Here is a 21,978-nt window from a genome sequence, read left to right as displayed (position 1 = left end):
ATTAATTAAATTCAAACCTTAAATTTCTTTTAAGTTCAGGAAAAGGAGTATCAGAATTTACAAGTTTTTGAATTAATACATCTCTCACCAAATTAACATCATGGTGGTAATATGTTGCCCATTTATAATCTTTATATAACGTGTTTATTTGTTTTAACCTCTTATGGGCAAAATCCAATGTCATTAAAAAAGGAGATTTCTTTTTAGCTTCATTTACATGAACTATTTTTAACACTTCATTACTATTAACTTCTAAGCAAAACACCTTTTCTGTAGAATTTAACGAATGAAAATCAGACCAAATAGCGTAACCTATATAATAATTTTGGTTTTTATAGTTTTCAACTCCTTTAATATTCCATCTACAATTGGCAACTCTTCCCCAATGGTTTGAATATCTGTACACACCATTGTTTGAATACAAATATAAACTCCCTGATTTACTTTTATAATGTGGTGACTTTTCTTTAAAAAAATGAATATCAACCATCTCAAATTCACAATAAGTATGTTTATGAAAATTGAATTTAGTTTTGGTTTTCAAAGCGTTGTAATTTACAAGTGCACAAAAGTATCAATTAACAAGTCTTTCAACAATTTTTTTAACTGGTAAAATTTCTTTGGTATGTGAAATACTTGGTCCGGCAACCCAAACCGTTTTGTAAGTAGCTTTTTTAGCTGCATTTTCTGTAGCTCTCATTCCAATAGAGAAACGAATCATTTTTACCCATTTTTTAAGCCTTTTATTCTTATTCAAAACACTTTCTAACCAAGTTTGTTTGGTTCCTATTTTTTGAACATAAGGCGTATTTATTACTGTACAAGGTGTTCCAGAAATTCTTTCAGTTACAACAATATCATTGGCTGAATATGTAACACAGGCTTGTTTATATTCATTTGTAATTTCAGCTTCAAGAGAAGCTATAAATGGACTTCCAATTGAAACACCCTCAGCTCCATAACTTAACATTTCTTCTAATTCAGATTTACAGCCAACTCCACCAGCAGAAATTATTGGAATTGTACAATTTTCCACTAAATTTGAAATTAACACTTCAGGAGATGTATCTCCACGATGACCACCAGCTAAATTATTTACGGCTATAATAGCATCGGCACCTAATTCTTCCACTTTTTTGGCAAATTTTAAATCTACCACGTCACAAAAAACCTTGATGTTTTTTTTATGAGCTTCTAAAATGGTTTCTTTAGGGTTTCCCAAAGATGTTATAATAAAATCTGCTCCTTCTTCACAAATTACTTGTAATTGATCTTTATACTTTAAATTAGATTTATTAACTATTAAATTAAACCCAAACGATCCACCTTTAACTTTTGCGGCTTTTAACTCCTTTATAGCCGCTCTTAATTCATTTAGCGTTCTATAATTTAACGCAGGTATACAACCTGCAATACCACTTTTCATAGCTTCAATTACCATAGTTGTATTTGAAACCAAAAACATAGGTGCTTGTATTATTGGGTATTTAATTTTTAAAAGCGCGGTTAACTTAGTTGGTTTCATATAAAGTGGTTTTCTCAAATATAGCAAATTTAAATTATGCACGCATAATAATATAAAATGGCTCTTTCCTGTATTAACATATAAAAATCAACTTTAAGTTTTTTTTAACCAGTTGAATCACAACCATTCATTTTCACTTTAGTAATTTCAGCATCTAAAACTGAAACTACATATTTTATGACTAGAAAAATTACAATCCACCTATTAGCTTTTATTACAAGTTTACATTGTATTTCTCAAACAAAAAAAGACACTATACAAGACACATCACAAGAAACGGTTAAACTACTTTCTGAAATTAAAGGGAATGTTTTAGATGCTCAAAGTAAAGAGCCTTTACCTTACACAAACATTATTATTAAAAATCAAAATCGCGGTGTTATTAGTAATGAAAAAGGTGACTTTTCATTAAATATTTTAAACATTTCAAAAACAGATTCCATTTGGTTTCAATACATTGGGTATGCTACCAAAAAAATAACTGTAAACCAGTTAATGTTAGACTCAACAATACTTCTTGATCAAGATGTTTACTCTATGAATGAAGTTTTTATTTTAAGTCAAGACATTGACCCAAAAAAAATTGTGAAAAACGTTTTAGAAAATAAAGAAGTAAATTATGTGACTTCAACCCAAAAAAATCAAACATTTATTAGAACGCGTTACACTACAGATATAGAAAAATTTGACATCGAATTTCAAAAAAGCACCTTTGAAGAAATCAACAAAGAAATGATTGATGATTTTAAAAATAACGTTCCTAAGCACTCTACATCATATTCAGATTTTTTAGGAAATGTTCTTATAAGCACCAATGAAGATGATGAACTAGAATTAAAAATAGATCCAATTAAACTAGTTTCATTAAAAGAAGAAGATATTGCTGAACTTGATAAAATTGAGAAACTTTTTGATAGTTTATTTAAAAACACTGGCGAAAAAGAATACTGGAAAATTAAAAGTGGACTTTTCGGGGGGAAAATTGATATTCCTGAAGAAACTGAATCTGATACTTTAGACGAAAACACTCATAAAATTAAATATATCAATCAAAGTATAAAATACAAGTTAGGCTATGCTACTTTTGAAAACAAAAAAAAGTGGGAGTTTTTACATAAAACGGGGAATTATAATTACACAGTAGCAGGACTTACAAATGTAAACGGAGAAGATGCTTACATTATAGATTTTACACCAAAAAGTGATGGCGAATATGAAGGTAGGCTTTACATTTCGGTAGAAACATCAGCATTAATAAGAGCCGATTATAATTATGCGCCTGGTAAAATTGGAAAGGACTTTCAATTGTTAGGTATTGGTTATTCTGAAACGGCTTTTTCTGGATCTATCTATTTTGAAAAAACAAATAATACTTCTTATACGTTAAAATATTTCTCTACAAAAAGTGAAAATCAAGTAAGCATCAACAGAAAATTTGCACTTCAAAAAAAGCAAAATAAGTTTTTATTTGATAAAAATTTAAATGAAATAAAAGCTCGTTTTAAAATGATTGCAACCAATGCAACCACCATTGAGTATATGGTTATTGAAAATGAAAATATTCCTAAGACTACTTTTACCAATTTTAAAGAACAAGAAAAAATGAAGGTAATTTATGTAGATCAATTTGATGAGAGTCTTTGGAAAGATTATAACATTATTGAACCTACTCAACAAATGAAAACTTATAAAAAGCTTCAATAAAACGCATAAAAAAAGGCTCCCAAATTGGGAGCCTTTTTAATTATATATTTCAAAGACTAGTCTTCTTTTACTTCTTCAAAATCAACATCTTCAACATCATCATTTCCACCTGCTGGCTCAGCATCTCCTGCAGGAGCGCCTTGCGCTTGACCTTCTTGTTCTGCTTTGTACATTTCTTCACTAGCAGCTTTCCAAGCTTCATTAATCTTTTCCATTGCAGCATCAATTTGTGCAAGATCTTTAGATTCGTGAGCAGTTTTTAATTCAACTAAAGCAGCTTCAATAGGTTCTTTTTTATCAGCTGATAATTTTTCACCAAACTCTTTCAATTGTTTTTCAGTTTGGAAAATCATTGAATCTGCAGCATTTACTTTTTCAGCAGTTTCTTTTGCATTTTTATCTGCATCAGCATTTGCTTCAGCATCAGCTTTCATTTTTTCGATTTCCTCTTCAGTTAATCCAGAAGAAGCTTCAATTCTAATATCTTGTGTTTTATTAGTAGCTTTATCTGTTGCAGAAACTTTAATAATACCATTTGCATCAATATCAAAAGTTACTTCAATTTGAGGAGTTCCTCTTTGTGCTGGTGGAATTCCATCTAAATGAAAACGACCAATTGTTTTGTTATCTGCAGCCATAGCACGTTCACCTTGTAACACGTGAATTTCTACTGATGGTTGGTTATCTGCTGCTGTTGAAAACACTTGAGATTTCTTTGTTGGAATTGTAGTGTTTGCATCAATCAACTTTGTCATTACATTCCCCATAGTTTCAATTCCTAATGATAATGGAGTAACATCTAATAACAATACATCTTTTACATCACCTGTTAAAACACCACCTTGAATTGCTGCACCAATTGCAACAACCTCATCTGGATTTACCCCTTTTGAAGGTGCTTTTCCAAAGAATTTCTCAACAGCTTCTTGCACTGCAGGAATACGAGTTGAACCACCAACTAAAATAATTTCATCAATATCTCCAGTTGATAAACCTGCATTTTTCAATGCTGTTCTACAAGGCTCAATTGTTCTTTTTACTAAATCATCAATTAATTGTTCAAATTTAGCTTTAGATAATGTTCTTACCAAGTGTTTAGGACCACTTGCTGTAGCAGTTACATAAGGTAAATTAATTTCTGTTGAAGCAGAAGATGATAATTCAATTTTTGCTTTTTCAGCAGCTTCTTTTAAACGTTGTAAAGCCATTGGATCTTCACGTAAATCCATATTTTCATCAGCTTTAAACTCTTCAGCTAACCAATCAATAATTTTTTGATCAACGTCATCACCACCTAAGTGCGTATCACCATCTGTTGCTAATACTTCAAAAACACCGTCTCCTAATTCCAATATTGAAACATCATGTGTTCCTCCACCAAAGTCAAAAACAACAATCTTTTGATCTTCTCCTTTTTTATCTAATCCGTAAGCTAATGCAGCAGCAGTAGGTTCGTTAATAATACGACTTACTTTTAAACCTGCAATTTCACCTGCTTCTTTTGTAGCTTGACGTTGAGAATCATTAAAATAAGCTGGTACAGTTACAACTGCTTCACTTACTTCAGTTCCTAAATAATCTTCAGCCGTTTTCTTCATTTTTTGAAGAATCATTGCTGAAATTTCTTGAGGCGTGTATAATCTTCCATCAATATCTACTCTTGGAGTATCGTTATCACCTTTTTGAACTGAGTAAGGTACACGATCAGCTTCCATTTTACTTTCTGAATATTTGTTCCCCATAAAACGTTTAATTGAATAAACTGTTTTTGTTGGGTTAGTAACAGCCTGACGTTTTGCAGGATCTCCTACTTTTCTTTCTCCTCCTTCTATAAATGCAACAATAGAAGGTGTAGTTCTTTTTCCTTCTGCATTAGGTATAACAACTGGCTCGTTACCCTCCATTACAGAAACACAAGAGTTGGTTGTTCCTAAATCTATTCCTATAATTTTACTCATAATTATATATATTTATTTTTTGTTCTTAATTAATTTTTTAATTCTACATATACAATTTGTCAATGATTATGCCATTAGAAAAAATATGTCAAGTTGTCATAAAACATATTTCTTGCGTTTTAAATTGGCATAAATATGAAAAAAAGTACTGCAATATTTACATAAAATTGACACCTTATTTGAACAATATCCTATATTTGACAACTTAAATTTAAAATGTACATATGGAGTGTATTTCAGTATTTGACATGCTAAAAATTGGGGTTGGACCTTCAAGTTCACATACCTTAGGACCTTGGCGTGCCGCTGAAAGATGGATAAATCATCTTAAAAAGGAACAGTTATTTACACAGGTAACAAGTATTAAAGTTGATTTATATGGTTCGTTATCATTAACAGGAAAAGGACACGCCACCGACTTAGCTATTGTTTTAGGTTTGGCCGGTAAAGATCCAGAGTATATAAATACCGAAACTATTCCTTCAATTATTCAGCAAATAAAAGAAACAAAACAAATTCTTTTTGGAAATGAAATACAAATTGATTTTAACATAACTAAAGATATTATTTTTGATCAAACATTTTTACCGTTTCATCCAAATGGTATTAAATTTACCGCTTACAAAAACTGCTTTGAAATTTCAACCGACACCTATTACTCTATTGGTGGTGGTTTTGTTGTTCGTGAAGAATTAATTCACGCGAAAGAGAACATAAAAATTCACAAAACATTTCCTTACCCTATTCAAAATGCCAAAGAATTAGAAACGTATTGTGAGCAAAAAAAATTAAAGATTTCTGAAATTGTTTTAGAGAATGAAAAGTCACTACGATCTGAACAAGAAATTGATTTTGAGCTTGAACGAATTTGGAATACCATGCTTGAATCTATTTACACAGGTTGCCATACCAACGGAAAATTACCTGGCGGATTAAATGTTAGAAGACGTGCTTTTGACATGTATCAAAAACTAAAAGGAGACATTCCGTATACCAATTCAACAAATTGGATAAAAAGCATACGACGTACTAAAGTAAAATTTAGAGAAATATTAAAATGGGTAAGTTGCTTTGCACTAAGTGTAAATGAAGTAAATGCAGCTTTAGGAAGAGTTGTAACAGCACCTACTAACGGAAGCGCTGGTGTTATACCGGCGGTACTTTTGTATTATTTAACTATTGAAAATCACCAAGCCGGTTTTAAAGAAATTAAACAATTTTTATTGGTGGCCAGTGAAATAGGAAGCATTTTTAAAAAAGGTGCAACCATTTCAGCTGCTTTGGGTGGTTGCCAAGCAGAAATTGGAGTTTCAAGTGCCATGGCTGCAGGTGCATTAACTGAACTTTACGGTGGAACTCCCGAGCAAGTATTAATGGCTAGTGAAATTGCAATGGAACATCATTTAGGTTTAACGTGTGACCCCATAGCTGGTTTGGTTCAAATTCCTTGTATTGAAAGAAATGCAATGGGAGCAATTAAAGCCATAAATGCAGCTGAACTAGCTTTAGATAGCGACACGAAACACGCCAAAGTTCCATTAGATAAAGTTATTAAAAGCATGTACGAAACCGCGAAGGACATGAACTCTAAATACAAAGAAACTTCAGAAGGTGGATTGGCAGTAAGTGTAAATATCTCTGATTGTTAAAATAAATTTATTTTAACAAAATTTATTCTTTATATTTGAAAGTAAACTATAAATTAATTAAAAAAAATTCTATTCTCATGAGTAAACTCGATGAAAAAATAGCTCTATACCAAGGCGAAATGACAAAATTAGGTTTAAGTTTTGATGCTGATTTATTAACTGCTGTAACAAAAGGATTAGGACCTTCTATTTACAAAAAAGATGCTGAAACTGTTTCTGGATCAGATGAAAAAGAATTAGCTACTGTAAAAAACAACTTCTTAATTAAAAAATTAGGTCTTGCTGATGGTCCTCAATTAGATGAAGCTATTGCTTCTGTTATTGAAAAAGTTGGTAAATCTAACAGAAATAAATATAGAGCAATTGTATATTATTTATTAGTTAAAGAATTAGGACAAGAATCTAAGTATTAATACTGTCTTGTTTAAAAACAAAAAAACCTGCGAATGCAGGTTTTTTTTGTTCTTATTTAGTTCTTATTTAGTTCTTATTAACGTGTGAAAACTAACTCCTTTTCACTTGAAAGATTTCCATCAAAAGCATATCCTTCATAATTAAAACCTTTTAAATCTTCAACAGACTCAATTTCATTGTCAATAATATAGCGTACCATTAAACCACGTGCCTTTTTAGCAAAAAAACTTATTATTTTAAGTTTTCCATTTTTATAATCTTTAAAAACAGGAGTAACAACAGGTGCTTTTAACACCTTTGTTTTTATAACTTTAAAATATTCATTACTTGCTAGGTTTATTAAAGCCTCATCTTCTTTTAACTCAGAATTTAAAGCATCTGTTACTTTAGTATCCCAAAACTGGTATAAATTTTCCTTTCTACCAACCTTTAATTTTGTACCCATTTCTAAACGGTAAGGCTGCATTAAATCCAAAGGTTTTAACAAACCGTATTGCCCAGAAAGTATTCTTAATTTATCTTGCAGTTGATCTATTTTAGTTGAAGAAAGAGAATATGCATCTAAACCCACGTACACATCTCCTTTAAAAGCAAAAACGGCCTGTTTAGAATTCTCTAATGAAAACGGTAATGCCCATTCTTGATTACGTTTCCAGTTTAATTCTCCTAAATTAGCTGAAATACTCATTAATTCAGATAATTTTTTAGGTGATTTCTTTTTTAAAACTGCATTTAATGTTGAAGCTTCCTTTAAAAAAATTCCTTCGGTAAATACTGAAGTTGGTACTTTTGTTTCAAAATCTAATGATTTTGCTGGAGAGATTACTATTTTCATTTTCTAAATTTATTTCTTTTCACACTGTAAATTTACTACTTAAAATAGAAAAACAAACAATAATTACATACCATAAAATTATGTTGAAATAGTTAAAACTTATACTAATTCATCAATAAACTGTTGCATACTTTTAAATAACAAGCCAACGTGGTAACCATCTACCAAAGCGTGATGTACTTCAACTGAAAATGGTATTTTTTTAAGGTTATTTTCAGTAAAAAATTTTCCAAATATAATTTTTGGAATTCCTTTACTAGCTTCATCTCCTTTACGTGCATGTTTAAAACCTGTAAGTGAAATCCAAGGTAATGTAGAACAATGTACCATTTGCACCTCATCTTCTTGGGCATCAAAAGTTACTCCTTCTTTGTGTTTTTTAATAATACTTTTACCGTTTGTATCAAATTCAAAAATTGAAGAAACATAAGGGAAATCACAAAATGAAAACGTAAAATCTTCATTTAAAATTGTAGAACCTATTGGAACGCTATCATACTGAACTACTTTTTTATTTTTAATTCTAAGTTTTAACTCAGGAATTTCATTTATACTTTTTATAGCCACAAAAATACAAGCCAACGAAAAAGACAAATCATGCTTTTTACAAAACGAGTATAAATTTGTAACATTTAAGTTTGCGGTAACATTAAAAAAAGGATCTTCATAGGTGCTAAAAAACTCATATTGCGCTTTTCTGCTCCAATTTTCAATAGCTATTTCTTTCATTTAATCTTTTTGATTTACGGTATAAGTTTTCCATTTTTCCAAACAATCAACCATATCTTGTGGAATTTCAGAATTAAAACGCATAAACTCTTTAGTAGTAGGATGCTCAAAACCTAAAGTTTTAGCGTGTAACGCTTGCCTTGGAAGAGCTTTAAAGCAATTGTCTACAAACTGCTTGTATTTAGTAAATGTTGTACCTTTTAAAACTTCATTACCACCATAACGTTCATCATTAAAAAGGGTATGTCCAATATGTTTAAAATGTGCTCTAATTTGATGAGTTCTTCCAGTTTCTAATTTACATTGTACCAATGTTACGTAACTAAAACGCTCTAAAACTTTATAATGAGTTACTGCATGTTTTCCAAAATCACCTTCAGGAAAAACACTCATTTGCAGTCGGTTTTTTAAACTTCTACCAATATTCCCTTCTATGGTTCCTTCGTCTTCTTCAATATTTCCCCAAACCAACGCATAATACAAACGCTCTGTTGTACGGTCGTAAAATTGTTTAGACAAATGTGCCATTGCAAATTCAGTTTTTGCAACAACCAACAAACCACTGGTATCTTTATCAATTCTATGCACTAATCCAGGACGTTCGTTTGAATTATTTGGTAAATTTTCAACATGGTGAATTAAAGCATTTACCAACGTACCACTGTAATTTCCGTGACCTGGATGCACTACCATTCCGGCAGGTTTATTCACTACAATTACTTGGTCATCTTCAAATAAAATATCTAATGGAATATCTTCAGCAACCAACAAATTTTCATGCGGCGGATGCGATAATACTACGCGAACAACATCATGAGGTTTTACTTTATAGCTTGATTTTACTGCAATATCATTCACTAAAATATTCCCTGCTTTTGCAGCTTGCTGAATTTTATTACGCGTAGCATTTTCAATAAAATTCATTAAAAATTTATCTACTCGCAAAGGTTCTTGACCTTCGTGTGCTACATAATTAAAATGTTCGTAAAATTCTTCTTTTTCTATTTCTTCAATACTCATTAGTTACTTCCTTCAGTTGTTGATTTGTACCTTCCTGTTCCTTCACCATCACCCAACATTAAGGTAATCATAGAGTTTTTTGGAATTTTATCTCCTATTTTTAATTCTTTTCCTTTAAATTTTAAACCTCTCACAACATCTTTTGCAATATCTTTCACTAATATTTCTGTTGAAGAAACTCTAAAACCAATACCTAATAATTGCGAAGTTGCTTGTCTTTTTGTTCTTCCAAACAAATCAGGAATTACAACATCATTATAATTTGAAGGGTTTAAAGTAAGGTAAATCTTTCTTTTTTCCTTTACAAAAGTACCTGCTTCTGGGCTTTGTTCAATCACAGATTTTGGTGGGTAATTTGGATTATAACTTGCTGAATCAATTACAACAAATTTTAAATCTAAATCTTCCAATATGCTTTCTACACTTAACAAACTCTTTTTCTCTAAATTTGGAACTTCTATTTTTTGATCGTGATTTGTAGTGATATCTAACCACTTCATTACTGCAAAAATAAAAAGTACCAAACCAACAATGGCTAATACTAATTGTTTTAAAAATGTTTTAGACTTGATAAACTGAAAAAGACCCATTTTATTTATTTAAATTTTATGCAAATATACTTTTTTTGAGCTGAATTGTTTGCCAGTTCAACTTTTGACTTTCAAATTTTAAATCTTTAAACTTTTAATAGTAAGTTTGTAGTTATATTCAATAACTACAAATGAAAAAAAATATTGCCATAATAATGGGTGGCTACTCTTCAGAAGTTGATATTTCTTTAAAGAGTGGGAATGTTGTATACCAAAATGTTTCAAAAGAAATTTACAACACATACAAAGTTCATATTTTAAAAAACAAATGGGTTTTGGTAGATGATAACCAAAATGAACACCCAATAAACAAACACGATTTCTCAGTTGAAATTCATGGCGAAAAATTAACTTTTGATTGTGTTTTTAATGCCATTCACGGTGCACCTGGTGAAGACGGTACCATTTTAGCCTATTTTGATTTAATTGGCTTAAAACACACGTCTGCTCCTTTTTATCAAATGGCGTTAACTTTTAACAAACGTGATTGTTTAAGTGTTGTAAAACAATATGGTATAAAAACGGCTACATCTTATTTTTTAAATAAAGGAGATGCTATTGCTATTGAAAAAATAATTGAAAAAGTAGGTTTACCTTGTTTTGTAAAACCAAACAATGCAGGTTCAAGTTTTGGAATTTCAAAAGCAAAAACCAAAGAAGAAATACTACCTGCAATTGAAAAAGCCTTTCAAGAAGATTCAGAAATTTTAATTGAATCGTTTTTAGATGGACGTGAAATTACAATTGGTGTATTTATATATAAAGGTGCAATTAAAGTATTGCCAATGACTGAAATTTTAACAGAGAATGACTTTTTTGATTATGAAGCCAAGTATTTAGGAAAGTCTGAAGAAATTACACCTGCACAAATTTCAACTGAACTACACAAAAAACTTGAAACTGTAGCAATTAAAACCTACAAAGCTTTAAATATGAGTGGTTTTTCAAGATCTGAATATATAATTGTAAACAGTGAACCTCATTTTTTAGAAATGAATACGGTTCCTGGTTTAACAACTGAAAGTTTAATTCCACAGCAAGCTGCAGAAGCCGGAATTAGTCTTTCAGAACTTTTTCATAATGCCATTGAAACGGCTTTAAATAACTAATTATGCGCAAAGCAATTTTCCCAGGGTCTTTTGATCCTATTACTTTAGGCCACGTTGATATTGTAAACAGAGCTTTACCTTTATTTGATGAAATTATTATTGCTATTGGTGTAAATGCTGATAAAAAATATATGTTTTCACTAGAAGAGCGTGTAAACTTTATTAAAGAAAATTATAAAGATTTTCCAAAAATAAAAGTAACAACGTATTCTGGCTTAACTACAGATTATTGCCAAAAAGAGGAAGTAGATTTTATTTTAAGAGGTTTAAGAAATCCTGCCGATTTTGAATTTGAAAAAGCCATCGCTCAAACTAATAGAAAACTTTCAAATATTGAAACAGTTTTCTTATTAACATCACATGACACCGCTTTTATTAGCTCTAGTATTGTACGCGATGTGTACCGTCACGGTGGAGATATTACAGGTTTTGTACCTAAAAGTGTTTTAAAAAAATAATTTATTTATGAAGAATTTTCTTTATGTTGCTGTATTCATTTTAATAACTTCTTGTTCAGAAAAAAAGCAAACTTCAACCTTTGATTTTACTACTAAATTTGAAAAATCAAACGGAACCGAAACTACAACGTATACAGAAACTATTGAATATTACCAGCAATTAGCTGAAGTGTATCCTGAAATTTCTATCCAAGAAATTGGAAAAACAGACAGCGGAAAACCATTGCATATAGTTACACTTAGCCCAACAAAAGAGTTCGATTTTAAAAACTTACGTTCAAAAAATATAATTTTAATTAACAACGGTATTCACCCAGGAGAATCTGATGGTATTGATGCAACAATGCTATTGTTAAGAGATATCTCTCAAAATTCAGAAAAATTAAAGCAATTAGAAAACATTGTGCTTGCGGTAATTCCTATTTACAATATTGGAGGTTCTCTAAATAGAAACAGTCATACGCGTGCCAACCAAAACGGACCAAAAGAATACGGTTTTAGAGGTAATTCCAGAAATTTTGATTTAAATAGAGATTTTATAAAAGCAGATACTAAAAATGCTCGCACATTTGCGCAACTATTTCATTTGGTAAAACCTGTAATTTTTATAGACAATCACGTTAGCAATGGTGCAGATTACCAATATGCAATTACTCATTTATTTACGCAACACAACAGATTAGGCAATGATTTAGGGATTTTTATTGAAGACAAAATGCGTCCAAGTATTGAAGCTTCTTTATTAGAAAAAGACATTATAATTACACCTTATGTAAATGTTTGGAGAAACACACCAAGAGCAGGTTTTAGTCAGTTTTTTGATTCTCCAAGATATTCTACCGGCTACACAACCTTATTCAACACCTTAGGAATGATGGTTGAAACACATATGTTAAAACCTTACAAGCAACGCGTTGAACAAACGTATGCTTTAATGGAATCTATGATAGATTTTACTATTGAAAATGATGCAGAAATTAAAGAATTACAAAAAAACGCAGTCGCTAAAATTTTAGAAAAAGACACCTACCCTATTTCGTATAATTTAAATAAAGATGCGTTTGCTACGTATACTTTTAAAGGCTACGAAGATTCATATATTGACAGTAAAGTAACCAACGGAAAGCGACTGTTTTATGATAGATCTAAACCTTATGCAACTCCAATAAAATACTTTAATGAGTATACCGTTTCAAAAGAAATTAGCATTCCAAAAGCGTATATTTTAAAACAAGGTTGGTGGAAAATTGTTGATCGTTTAAACGATAATAATATTGAGTATACTATCTTCAAAAAAGATACAACTATTAATGTACAAGAACAACATATTAAAGATTATAAAACGGCAACTCGCCCGTACGAAGGTCATTATCCACATCACTCAACAACGGTAACAGCAACAAATAAAACTGTCACTTTTAAGAAAGGAGATTTATACATTCCTGTGAATCAACCTGGCGCTCGTTATATTATGGAAACCTTAGAAGCTTCGGCTACAGATTCTTTTTTTAACTGGAATTTTTTCGACACTATTTTACAACAAAAAGAAGGCTATTCAGCCTATGTTTTTGAAGATATTGCTGAAGATTTATTAAACAACAATCCAACATTAAAACAAGCACTTGAGACAAAAATGAAAAACGACAAAGAGTTTGCTAAAGATCCAAGAAAGCAATTAGATTTTGTATATAAAAACTCACCTTATTACGAACCTGCACATTTAAAACTTCCAATATATAAAGTTTTTTAAAATCCATTATTTAATGTGAGTGAAAGCTTCAAAGACATACAATTACAATACGAAGGTTTTTTAAAAACGCCATTACTTTGGAAAAATAATACTGTTTTTGAATTGCAACAATTTGAAGTAACCTCCAAAGAAACACAACAGTTTAATAAACATAAAAAAACAGAAATTAGATTAGGTAAAAGAGTTGAACAATTTACTTTTTTTACTTTTCAACAAGACAAATCAATTAAAATAGTTTCTGAAAACCTTCAAATTCAAGATGGAAAAAGAACTGTTGGAGAAATTGATTGTTTACTTTTAAAACAAGAGCAACCTTTTCATATAGAAATTGTATACAAATTTTATTTATACGATAAAACTGTGGGAACTACAGAAATTGAACATTGGATTGGCCCAAACCGTAGAGATAGTTTTCATCAAAAATTAACTAAATTAAAGCAAAAACAATTACCTCTTTTACAAAGTAAATACACAAACCAATACCTTGAGAGGTTAAAATTACCTTCAGAAAGCATAGAGCAAAATGTATTTTTTAAAGCGCAATTATTTGTTCCTTTAGCAACTATTGGCACTACATTTCCAAAAATAAATAACAACTGCATTTACGGGTTTTACATATTTTATTCTGAAATAGAAAAATTTAAGAATTGTAAATTTTACATTCCTACAAAAGTAGATTGGTTAAAGGAAGTACAAACGAACTGCAACTGGTTGAATTACGAAACTTTTAAAGAACGTATTTTAGTATTTCTAAATTCAAAAAGTGCTCCGTTATGTTGGCTGAAAGAACCAAACGGAAATTTTCAAAAGTTTTTTGTTGTTTGGTGGAACTTTTCAAATTCGTAAAAATCATTCATTTTATTTTAGTATTTTTGTGAACTACAACTAAAATAAATGCATGCTAAATTACACTGAATACAGACATAAAAGCGCAACAGAATGGGTGACATTTGTGCACGGTGCTGGTGGAAGCTCATCTATTTGGTTTAAACAAATTAGAAGTTTTAGTACAAAATTTAATGTTCTAATTTTAGATTTACGCGGTCACGGTTCTAGTAAACTTGCTTTAAAAGACACCTTTAACGATAAATATACTTTTGACGCTATTACACAAGATATTGTTGATGTAATTGATTATTTAAACATTAAACAGTCTCACTTTGCAGGAATTTCACTAGGAACAATTTTAATTAGAAATTTAGCTGAAAAACATCCTAAACGTGTAAAAAGTATGATTATGGGTGGTGCAATTATGCAACTAAACCTAAAGTCTCAAATACTCATGAAACTTGGTGTTTTATGCAAATCTGTTGTACCATATTTACTGTTATATAAATTATTTGCTTTTATAATTATGCCTAGAAAAAACCATAAAAAATCTAGGTTGATTTTTGTAAACGAAGCAAAAAAATTATACCAAAAAGAATTTATACGTTGGTTTAAATTAACTGCTGAAATAAACCCGCTGTTACACTTTTTTAGAACAAATGACATTAAAATCCCTACATTTTATATTATGGGAGAAGAAGATCACTTGTTTTTACCTGCAATTAAAAAAGTGGTAACAAGTCACATAAAGTCTTCTCTTTTAATTATAAAAAATTGTGGACACGTTGTAAATATTGAACAAGCCGAAACATTTAATACTGAATCAATTCAGTTTATTGAGCGACAAACTTTAGCGTAATTTTTTAGTTACTTCTGTATAATAACGAATGGTGTGATACATAGATTTCCAAAAATGAATTATTGGAATTGATTTATTTGGCTGCCCATTACTAAAAACTTCAGTATACCATTCACCACTTTTTGCAATACAATTTCTACTAATGTAATTGATTAGTTCAATGGCACTATTTTTATATTTTATTTCATTTGTAATTTTGTAACTGTTTAAAAGCCCTAAAACTGTTTCAGCTTGTACCCACCAAATTTTCACAGTTTCAGTTGGCATATTATTTTGTAACACATTAAAAACTCCGCCATTTTTATCCAAAGCGTTGTCTAAAACACCTTTCATCATTTTTAATGATAATTTATTACATTCATTAAGCAGTTTTTCATTGTTAATATTGGAAGCAGCGTTGCATAAAATCCAGCTACACTCTGCATTGTGACCAGCCCAAACTTCATTTGTTAATACATTCCAATTAGGTGTTAATCTATGTAAACAGTCGTACGTATCTTTTGTTATGAATTTTTGAGTAATTATGGTAATTAACTCTTCAATTAGCACTTTAGTTTTTTCAGTTTTTTCATATTCATACAACTTCACAAAAGCTTCTAACAAATGTAAATGCGTACCTAGTGCTTTGGTAGGTGCTTCTCCTAAAATCCAATTTTCAGTAAAACCATCAATATATCCGCTATTTTCAAGATCATACAACGTATTTGTTATAAAATCTACTTGCTTTTTTATGATTTCATCCAACTGCAAACTAGGCTTTAGTTTTGCATATTCTAACAATCCGTATAAAACAAATGCTTGTGCCATGTTTATATTTTCGGCATCGTGAAGTATTTTGTTTGAAGTATTTTTAGCCCAATAATAACCGCCAACAGGATTTTCAAATTCTAACAATTGCACAAAAGCTGCAGTTGCCAATTCCATATAATTTGAATCTTTAACAAGTTGGTAAGCTGCAGATGCTCCATATAGAATTCTACTCAAATACATAACTCCTAAAGGAGCATTTTTATTTGGAATTCCATCAATTGAAACTTCAGAAAAAAAATGTTTTGTATCCTTTTTTACACCTTGATTTAACCAAAATGAAAGGTTGTTTTTTAATTCTTTCTGAAGTTTTTTTTGCAACTCAATCATCATCTTATTGAATTAAATTAGTTCTAAGGCCATTGTATAGTATCATCATCAACAAAAAAAGGAGACCACTGAATTTCATCTAAAACACCATCAACAAACCAAAAGTTAATTGACTTTTCATCAACTTCAATAACTTTATGATCTTCACCGTCAACTTCTGAACAATCTTCTAAATACAATTCTTCATCAAACCCTTTTAATTCTTTTATTACAGTTTTTTCTGTTTTACCAATTAAAGAATTCTCTTCTAACTCATAAAAATTTGAAGACACAGACATCATTGTTAATTTCCAGTTTTCTTCCTGATCAAAAGAAATAGATAAACCTAGATCTTCATACTCCCAAGATTCCGTTAAATCATTTGCACTATCAGAATGTGAATATTCATCAACAAAAGAAGGTTCACCAAGTATTAACTTTACTTCTGAACGTTTCATTCCAAATTTTAAAACTCCAAGACCAAAGCCTGGTTTAATTTCTTGTAATTGTTTTTTCATGATTAAAATTGAATTTATTTAAACAAAGGTACTTGAATATAATTTAAAAAATAGCCTATAAAAAACTTCTCCTTATCATTAGTAAACACTAAAATAAGGCGAAGTTTAATTATCAAAATAAAGCTAATTTACTTTCTATTTTCTTGCAAGTAACCAAGTACATAAACTGCAGGAGCATTCCAATTTATACACACTTCATTTGAAGCAAAACTTGCTTGCACATCAGCAAAAGATTTCGCCGGATATTCAGAAGTATATTCAACTTGAGCGCTATCTTGTTTGTCCTTATTTGGGCCTCCTGCAATAAAACCAGGTATTGGATCTTCAATACCATCAGCACCACTTGGTCTATGGTGTACGTGCATTACTTTTTTAGATCCAAAACCAGTTAAAAAACTGTAACCCGTTGCATTTTTACCAAAAATATAATCGGTTATTTGCTCTGCTCCTTGTATATATTTTTCATCTCCTGTAAATCTATGAGTCATACATAAAATCATAGCTTGATTTAAAATATCACTGTTTGAACCCCATTCAAATCTGTCCAATGCAATATTGTATGGATTTGTATCAATTGCTGCTAAAATTTCATTTGCTAATTTCACTTGATTCTTCAACAACGTTGAAGCAAATTCTTTTTCTAACACATTTTTATTTTCTAATAAAGAATGAAAAGCATTGTTACGAATAAAAAATTTCCAACTATTTGTTAATTCATGAATATAAGGCTGTTCATTTTCATTTAAATAAGTTACATATTCATCTTCATTTGTAGCTAAATACAACTCTGTAGCAGCCCAATAAAAATCATCGGAAAAAATAGTATCATCATATGCACCTGTGCTTACATCTTTTGGATTACTATATGCAACATCAGGATTTTTTAAAGCCCAATTCCAAGCTTTTTTAGCTGCTTCTAATGCTTTTATAGACCAATCTTTATCACTATTTTTATACAACCTTGATGCTTGTGCTAATACTGCAGCATAATTTAAAGTTGCTGCGGTTCCTTTACCAATAATCATTCTTTCTAAATCAAATTCATTTGGCATAATAAAACCACTAAAATTTTTAGCCGTTAACTTATGAAAAACGCCTCCATCATTAGCTTGCATTGTAATTATCCAATCTAGTTCATATTTTAATTCATCCATTAAATCACTATTTCCATTACCACTTTCAGGAATATTTAAAGCTCCATCAACAATGGCATTTGGGTATTGCTCTAATAATTGCAACATTTGACCGGTAGATAATGCGGCATTCACAATATATTTTCCGTAATCTCCAGCATCATACCAACCACCAGGAGAATTTAAAGTTCCTTCTGTTTTCCCTGTTGAAGGATGAAATGAACAATTATCATCTAAATGCCCAGCTTCACGCTTATAAACTCCTCCAAATTTTTCTTCAATTGGCATTGAGGCTCTTTGGTAATAATAACTTTTTATAGAAGCATTTAAAGCATCTTTATAAATTCCTTTTTTAATTTCAAACTCATAAGAGTGTAAACTATCATCTACAACAACTCTATAGTTACCTTCGGCAGTTAGTTTGGAAAAATCACCTAATAAAACATTTTCTCCTGAAGCTTCCCAAACACCTTCGTCACGAAGCTCACCACTAAATACTTTTTCATTTTTCGCATCAATAATTGTAAAATTTGTACCATTATTAGATGCAACTACAAATTGTTTTACTGAATTAGGGTAAAAACCAACTTGATTAATTCTAATGGCTTCACTTAATGTTGTTGAAGTTGTTTTAGTAGTACAAGAGCTCATTATTACTATTAATAAAATGGCTAAAAAATATACTTTTCTCATAATAAAATAAGTGATTATTGAATGTTAAAATTTTAACTAAAAGTACACAATAGCAATTATAAATTTTGATACAATTTTGTCATAAACTAAACACAAAATAAAACTTATTCAACTAATAAAATTTTAGTAATTTGCGTCTCCTGAAAAAAATCATTCATGAAAGTTTGCATTGCTGAAAAACCGAGTGTTGCCCGTGAAATTGCTACCGTATTAGGTGCAAATACAAAGCGCGATGGCTATTTTGAAGGAAACGGCTATGCAGTAACTTACACTTTTGGACATTTGTGCACGCTGTTTGAACCCAATGATTACAAACCTTATTGGAAAAGTTGGGATTTGAATAATTTACCTATGCTGCCTGAAAAATTTCAAACCAAAGTTGTTGCAAATGATGGAATTCAAAAACAATTTAACATTGTAAAAAACTTATTTGACAAAGCCGATGTTATTATAAACTGTGGTGATGCCGGGCAAGAAGGAGAATTAATTCAACGTTGGGTAATAAACCAATCTAATTACAAAGGCAAAGTTGAACGCTTATGGATTTCATCCTTAACTACGGAAGCTATCAAAGAAGGATTTCAAAATTTAAAGCCATCTGAAGATTACGATAATTTGTATTATGCCGGTTTTTCAAGAGCAATTGGCGATTGGTTGTTAGGAATGAATGCCACACGTTTGTACACTGTAAAACACGGAGGTTACAAACAAATGCTTTCGGTTGGAAGAGTACAAACACCTACTTTAGCCATGGTTGTAAATAGGTTTAAAGAAATTGAAAATTTTAAACCTCAACCTTATTGGGAATTACAAACCATGTATCGCGAAACTTTATTTAATTGTGAAGAAGGTCGGTTTTTAAAAAAAGAAGAAGGAGAACGTTTTGCCAATAAAGTAAAAGAAAGTGATTTTGAAATTGTTTCTGTTACTAAAAAAGCTGGTAAAGAGTACGCTCCAAAATTATTTGACCTTACAGGTTTACAAGTATATTGCAATAATAAATTTGGGTTTTCGGCAGATGAAACGTTGAAAATTGCACAAAAATTATACGAACAAAAAGCAATTACTTACCCAAGAGTTGACACTACTTTTTTACCAAATGATGTATATCCAAAAGTTGGTGGAATTTTAAAAAAATTAACAAAATACAGCACACTTACTGCACCTATTTTAGGGGAAAAAATAAAAAAGTCGGCCAAAGTATTTAATGACAAAAAAGTAACAGATCACCACGCAATTATTCCTACAGGAATTGAAATAAACTTACAGTACAACCAACAACAGGTGTACGATATTATTACAAAACGTTTTATCGCAGTTTTTTATGATGAATGTAAAGTATCAAACACTGCAGTTATTGGAAAAGCAGATGAAGTAACTTTTAAAACAACTGGTAAAGAAATTTTAGATAAAGGTTGGCGCATAGTTTTTGAAACTCCAGGCGCAGTAAAAAAAGAAGCCGGAATTTTACCAACCTTTACAAAAGGAGAAAAAGGGTCGCACATTCCTTCATTTTTAGAAAAACAAACCAAACCACCCAACAACTTTACAGAAGCAACGCTACTTAGAGCTATGGAAACTGCGGGTAAACAGGTTGATGATGAAGATTTAAGAGAAGTTATGAAAGAAAATGGTATTGGTCGTCCGTCAACAAGAGCCAATATTATTGAAACATTGTTCCGAAGAAAATATATAGAACGTAAAAAGAAACTTTTAATACCAACTTCCACAGGAATTCAGTTAATAGATACTATTCAAAATGAATTGTTGAAATCTGCTGAATTAACTGGTCAATGGGAAAAACAATTAAAAGAAATTGAGCAAGGAACTTTTAATGCCGGAACTTTCATAAAAAATATGAAAAAAATGGTTGACAATTTGGTTTATGAAGTTCGTTCTGAACAACGAAGAGCCAATATTTCTCATACCACTGTAACTGCCAATAAAAAAGAACTTTCAAAAAAAGCACCTAAAAAAAAGAAAGGAATTACTGAAGAAAAATGCCCTAAATGCAAACAAGGTACACTTTTAAAAGGTTCAAGTGCTTATGGTTGCAGTAACTATAAAAATGGCTGCGATTTTAAACTTCCTTTTAAGTTTTTAGACAAAAATATTTCAGAAAACCAGTTTATTAGGTTGCTGCAAAAAGGTTGTACCGTAAATTTAAAAGGCTTTAAAAAAGATGGAATAACCAAAGAAGGCTTGGTTCGTTTTGATGAAAACTTCAATCTAAAATTAGAAGAAAAGAAGAAAGTTATTCCAGACACCTTAACTTGTCCTAAATGTAAAAAAGGAACAGTTTTAAAAGGAAAAACTGCTTATGGTTGCAGTAATTTTAAAAATGGCTGTGATTTTGTGGTGCCTTTTGATGAAATTAGAACAAAAGCTGCAGGCAAACCACTTTCAAAAGAACTTGTTTATTCAATTTTAAATGGAGCAACATAGACATTTTATTTTATTTAAACCCTTTGGATATTTAAGTCAGTTTGTGAATAATCAAACCAAACGGACGAAAAAAAAACTATTAGGTGAATTAGGTGATTTTCCTGAAAACACTATGGCTATTGGCCGTTTAGATGAACCTTCAGAGGGTTTATTACTATTAACTACCAATGGAAAAGTGAGTGAATTTATAAGAAGTAACAAAGTTGAAAAAGAATATTATGCTCAAGTAGACGGACTAATTTCTGATGATGCTATTGAAAAACTAAAAAATGGTGTTGAAATAAGTACTGAAACAGGTCCATACATCACAAAAAATTGTACGGTAAAAAAACTAGTCGAGACACCTCAACTTCCTGAAAGAGCAAAAAAAATTAGAGATGAACGTCACGGCCCTACAAGTTGGGTTTCTATAACTTTAACTGAAGGTAAATTTAGGCAAGTTCGTAAAATGACAGCTATTGTAGGCTACCCAACGCTAAGGCTTGTACGCGTAAGAATTGGTAAAATTACTATTGAAAACTTACAAGCTGGCGAAGTAAAAGAAGCTCCTAATTTAGTTACGCTAACTTGCTAAAGTTTATAAAGCAAAAAACGCATCTAAATTTTAATGCTAAAAATTAGATGCGTTTTTAAAACTTAAAAAAG

20 protein-coding genes are annotated in these 21,978 nt (G+C 30.5%); 10 read left to right on the top strand and 10 right to left on the bottom strand.

Annotated features, from left to right (window positions below; all coding sequences use genetic code 11):
* Position 1 precedes the first annotated feature (1 nt).
* Complete coding sequence (locus tag ACFQ5N_RS07515; RefSeq protein WP_386808872.1) at positions 2–544, bottom strand: hypothetical protein; 543 nt, start codon at positions 542–544, stop codon at positions 2–4.
* Between the two features lie 30 nt (positions 545–574).
* The gene (locus ACFQ5N_RS07510) at positions 575–1,525 is read right to left on the bottom strand and encodes an NAD(P)H-dependent flavin oxidoreductase (protein ID WP_386808871.1); all 951 of its coding nucleotides are present in this window, start codon (positions 1,523–1,525) and stop codon (positions 575–577) included.
* 177 nt (positions 1,526–1,702) lie between these two features.
* Here ACFQ5N_RS07510 and ACFQ5N_RS07505 point away from each other — a divergent pair, with 177 nt between their 5' ends.
* Positions 1,703–3,229 carry a carboxypeptidase-like regulatory domain-containing protein gene (locus ACFQ5N_RS07505; RefSeq protein ID WP_386808870.1) on the top strand — a complete coding sequence of 509 codons (1,527 nt, stop codon included), beginning with the start codon at positions 1,703–1,705 and terminating at the stop codon, positions 3,227–3,229.
* A 56-nt stretch (positions 3,230–3,285) separates the two neighbouring features.
* Here the strand turns inward: ACFQ5N_RS07505 and dnaK are convergent, their stop codons facing one another.
* On the bottom strand, positions 3,286–5,187 hold the full coding sequence (dnaK, locus tag ACFQ5N_RS07500; protein ID WP_386808869.1) for a molecular chaperone DnaK: 1,902 nt from the start codon (positions 5,185–5,187) through the stop codon (positions 3,286–3,288).
* A gap of 224 nt (positions 5,188–5,411) precedes the next feature.
* On the opposite strand from dnaK, the gene ACFQ5N_RS07495 reads away from it, so the two are divergent.
* Both ACFQ5N_RS07495 and ACFQ5N_RS07490 read left to right on the top strand, forming a co-directional pair.
* Positions 5,412–6,836 carry an L-serine ammonia-lyase gene (locus ACFQ5N_RS07495; RefSeq protein WP_386808868.1) on the top strand — a complete coding sequence of 475 codons (1,425 nt, stop codon included), beginning with the start codon at positions 5,412–5,414 and terminating at the stop codon, positions 6,834–6,836.
* A 77-nt stretch (positions 6,837–6,913) separates the two neighbouring features.
* On the top strand, positions 6,914–7,249 hold the full coding sequence (locus tag ACFQ5N_RS07490; RefSeq protein ID WP_386808867.1) for a DUF2853 family protein: 336 nt from the start codon (positions 6,914–6,916) through the stop codon (positions 7,247–7,249).
* Positions 7,250–7,326: 77 nt separating this feature from the next.
* On the opposite strand, the gene yaaA is transcribed toward ACFQ5N_RS07490, so the two are convergent.
* From yaaA to ACFQ5N_RS07470, 4 genes are all read right to left on the bottom strand, one after another.
* Positions 7,327–8,085 carry a peroxide stress protein YaaA gene (gene yaaA / locus ACFQ5N_RS07485; protein ID WP_386808866.1) on the bottom strand — a complete coding sequence of 253 codons (759 nt, stop codon included), beginning with the start codon at positions 8,083–8,085 and terminating at the stop codon, positions 7,327–7,329.
* Between the two features lie 99 nt (positions 8,086–8,184).
* Positions 8,185–8,814: a CatA-like O-acetyltransferase gene (locus tag ACFQ5N_RS07480; RefSeq protein ID WP_386808865.1), complete on the bottom strand. Its 630-nt coding sequence runs from the start codon at positions 8,812–8,814 to the stop codon at positions 8,185–8,187.
* Positions 8,815–9,834 carry an RluA family pseudouridine synthase gene (locus ACFQ5N_RS07475; protein WP_386808864.1) on the bottom strand — a complete coding sequence of 340 codons (1,020 nt, stop codon included), beginning with the start codon at positions 9,832–9,834 and terminating at the stop codon, positions 8,815–8,817.
* Positions 9,834–10,424, bottom strand: coding sequence for a PASTA domain-containing protein (locus ACFQ5N_RS07470; protein ID WP_386808863.1), 591 nt, complete (start codon positions 10,422–10,424; stop codon positions 9,834–9,836). The genes ACFQ5N_RS07475 and ACFQ5N_RS07470 overlap by 1 nt, the downstream gene beginning before the upstream one ends.
* Positions 10,425–10,555: 131 nt before the next feature.
* Here ACFQ5N_RS07470 and ACFQ5N_RS07465 point away from each other — a divergent pair, with 131 nt between their 5' ends.
* Genes ACFQ5N_RS07465 through ACFQ5N_RS07445 form a run of 5 tightly spaced genes read left to right on the top strand, consistent with a single transcriptional unit; the run spans position 10,556 to position 15,428 of the window.
* Entirely contained in the window at positions 10,556–11,533 is a 978-nt protein-coding gene (locus tag ACFQ5N_RS07465) for a D-alanine--D-alanine ligase (protein WP_386808862.1), read from the top strand.
* Between the two features lie 2 nt (positions 11,534–11,535).
* Positions 11,536–11,991, top strand: coding sequence for a pantetheine-phosphate adenylyltransferase (coaD, locus tag ACFQ5N_RS07460; protein ID WP_386808861.1), 456 nt, complete (start codon positions 11,536–11,538; stop codon positions 11,989–11,991).
* Positions 11,992–11,998: 7 nt separating this feature from the next.
* Complete coding sequence (locus tag ACFQ5N_RS07455; protein WP_386808860.1) at positions 11,999–13,741, top strand: M14 family metallopeptidase; 1,743 nt, start codon at positions 11,999–12,001, stop codon at positions 13,739–13,741.
* A gap of 15 nt (positions 13,742–13,756) precedes the next feature.
* A complete protein-coding gene (locus tag ACFQ5N_RS07450) occupies positions 13,757–14,587 on the top strand; it encodes a DUF1853 family protein (protein ID WP_386808859.1) in 831 nt (276 codons plus the stop codon).
* 52 nt (positions 14,588–14,639) lie between these two features.
* Positions 14,640–15,428, top strand: a complete 789-nt coding sequence (locus ACFQ5N_RS07445; protein WP_386808858.1) for an alpha/beta fold hydrolase — start codon at positions 14,640–14,642, stop codon at positions 15,426–15,428.
* Here ACFQ5N_RS07445 and ACFQ5N_RS07440 read toward each other — a convergent pair.
* From ACFQ5N_RS07440 to ACFQ5N_RS07430, 3 genes are all read right to left on the bottom strand, one after another.
* On the bottom strand, positions 15,420–16,568 hold the full coding sequence (locus tag ACFQ5N_RS07440; RefSeq protein ID WP_386808857.1) for an AGE family epimerase/isomerase: 1,149 nt from the start codon (positions 16,566–16,568) through the stop codon (positions 15,420–15,422). The genes ACFQ5N_RS07445 and ACFQ5N_RS07440 overlap by 9 nt on opposite strands.
* A gap of 20 nt (positions 16,569–16,588) precedes the next feature.
* Entirely contained in the window at positions 16,589–17,062 is a 474-nt protein-coding gene (locus ACFQ5N_RS07435; protein WP_386808856.1) for a hypothetical protein, read from the bottom strand.
* 128 nt (positions 17,063–17,190) lie between these two features.
* A complete protein-coding gene (locus tag ACFQ5N_RS07430) occupies positions 17,191–18,888 on the bottom strand; it encodes a glycoside hydrolase family 9 protein (RefSeq protein ID WP_386808855.1) in 1,698 nt (565 codons plus the stop codon).
* Between the two features lie 156 nt (positions 18,889–19,044).
* Here ACFQ5N_RS07430 and ACFQ5N_RS07425 point away from each other — a divergent pair, with 156 nt between their 5' ends.
* Positions 19,045–21,333, top strand: a complete 2,289-nt coding sequence (locus ACFQ5N_RS07425; protein ID WP_386808854.1) for a type IA DNA topoisomerase — start codon at positions 19,045–19,047, stop codon at positions 21,331–21,333.
* Positions 21,320–21,907, top strand: a complete 588-nt coding sequence (locus ACFQ5N_RS07420) for a pseudouridine synthase (RefSeq protein WP_386808853.1) — start codon at positions 21,320–21,322, stop codon at positions 21,905–21,907. Before ACFQ5N_RS07425 ends, ACFQ5N_RS07420 begins: the two co-directional genes overlap by 14 nt.
* Positions 21,908–21,978 lie beyond the last annotated feature (71 nt).

The sequence above is a fragment of the Lutibacter holmesii genome (assembly GCF_042679665.1).
Classification (GTDB): domain Bacteria; phylum Bacteroidota; class Bacteroidia; order Flavobacteriales; family Flavobacteriaceae; genus Lutibacter; species Lutibacter holmesii.
The sequence above is the reverse complement of the archived record's forward strand: the minus strand, read 5'-3'. Positions and strand labels throughout refer to the sequence as shown.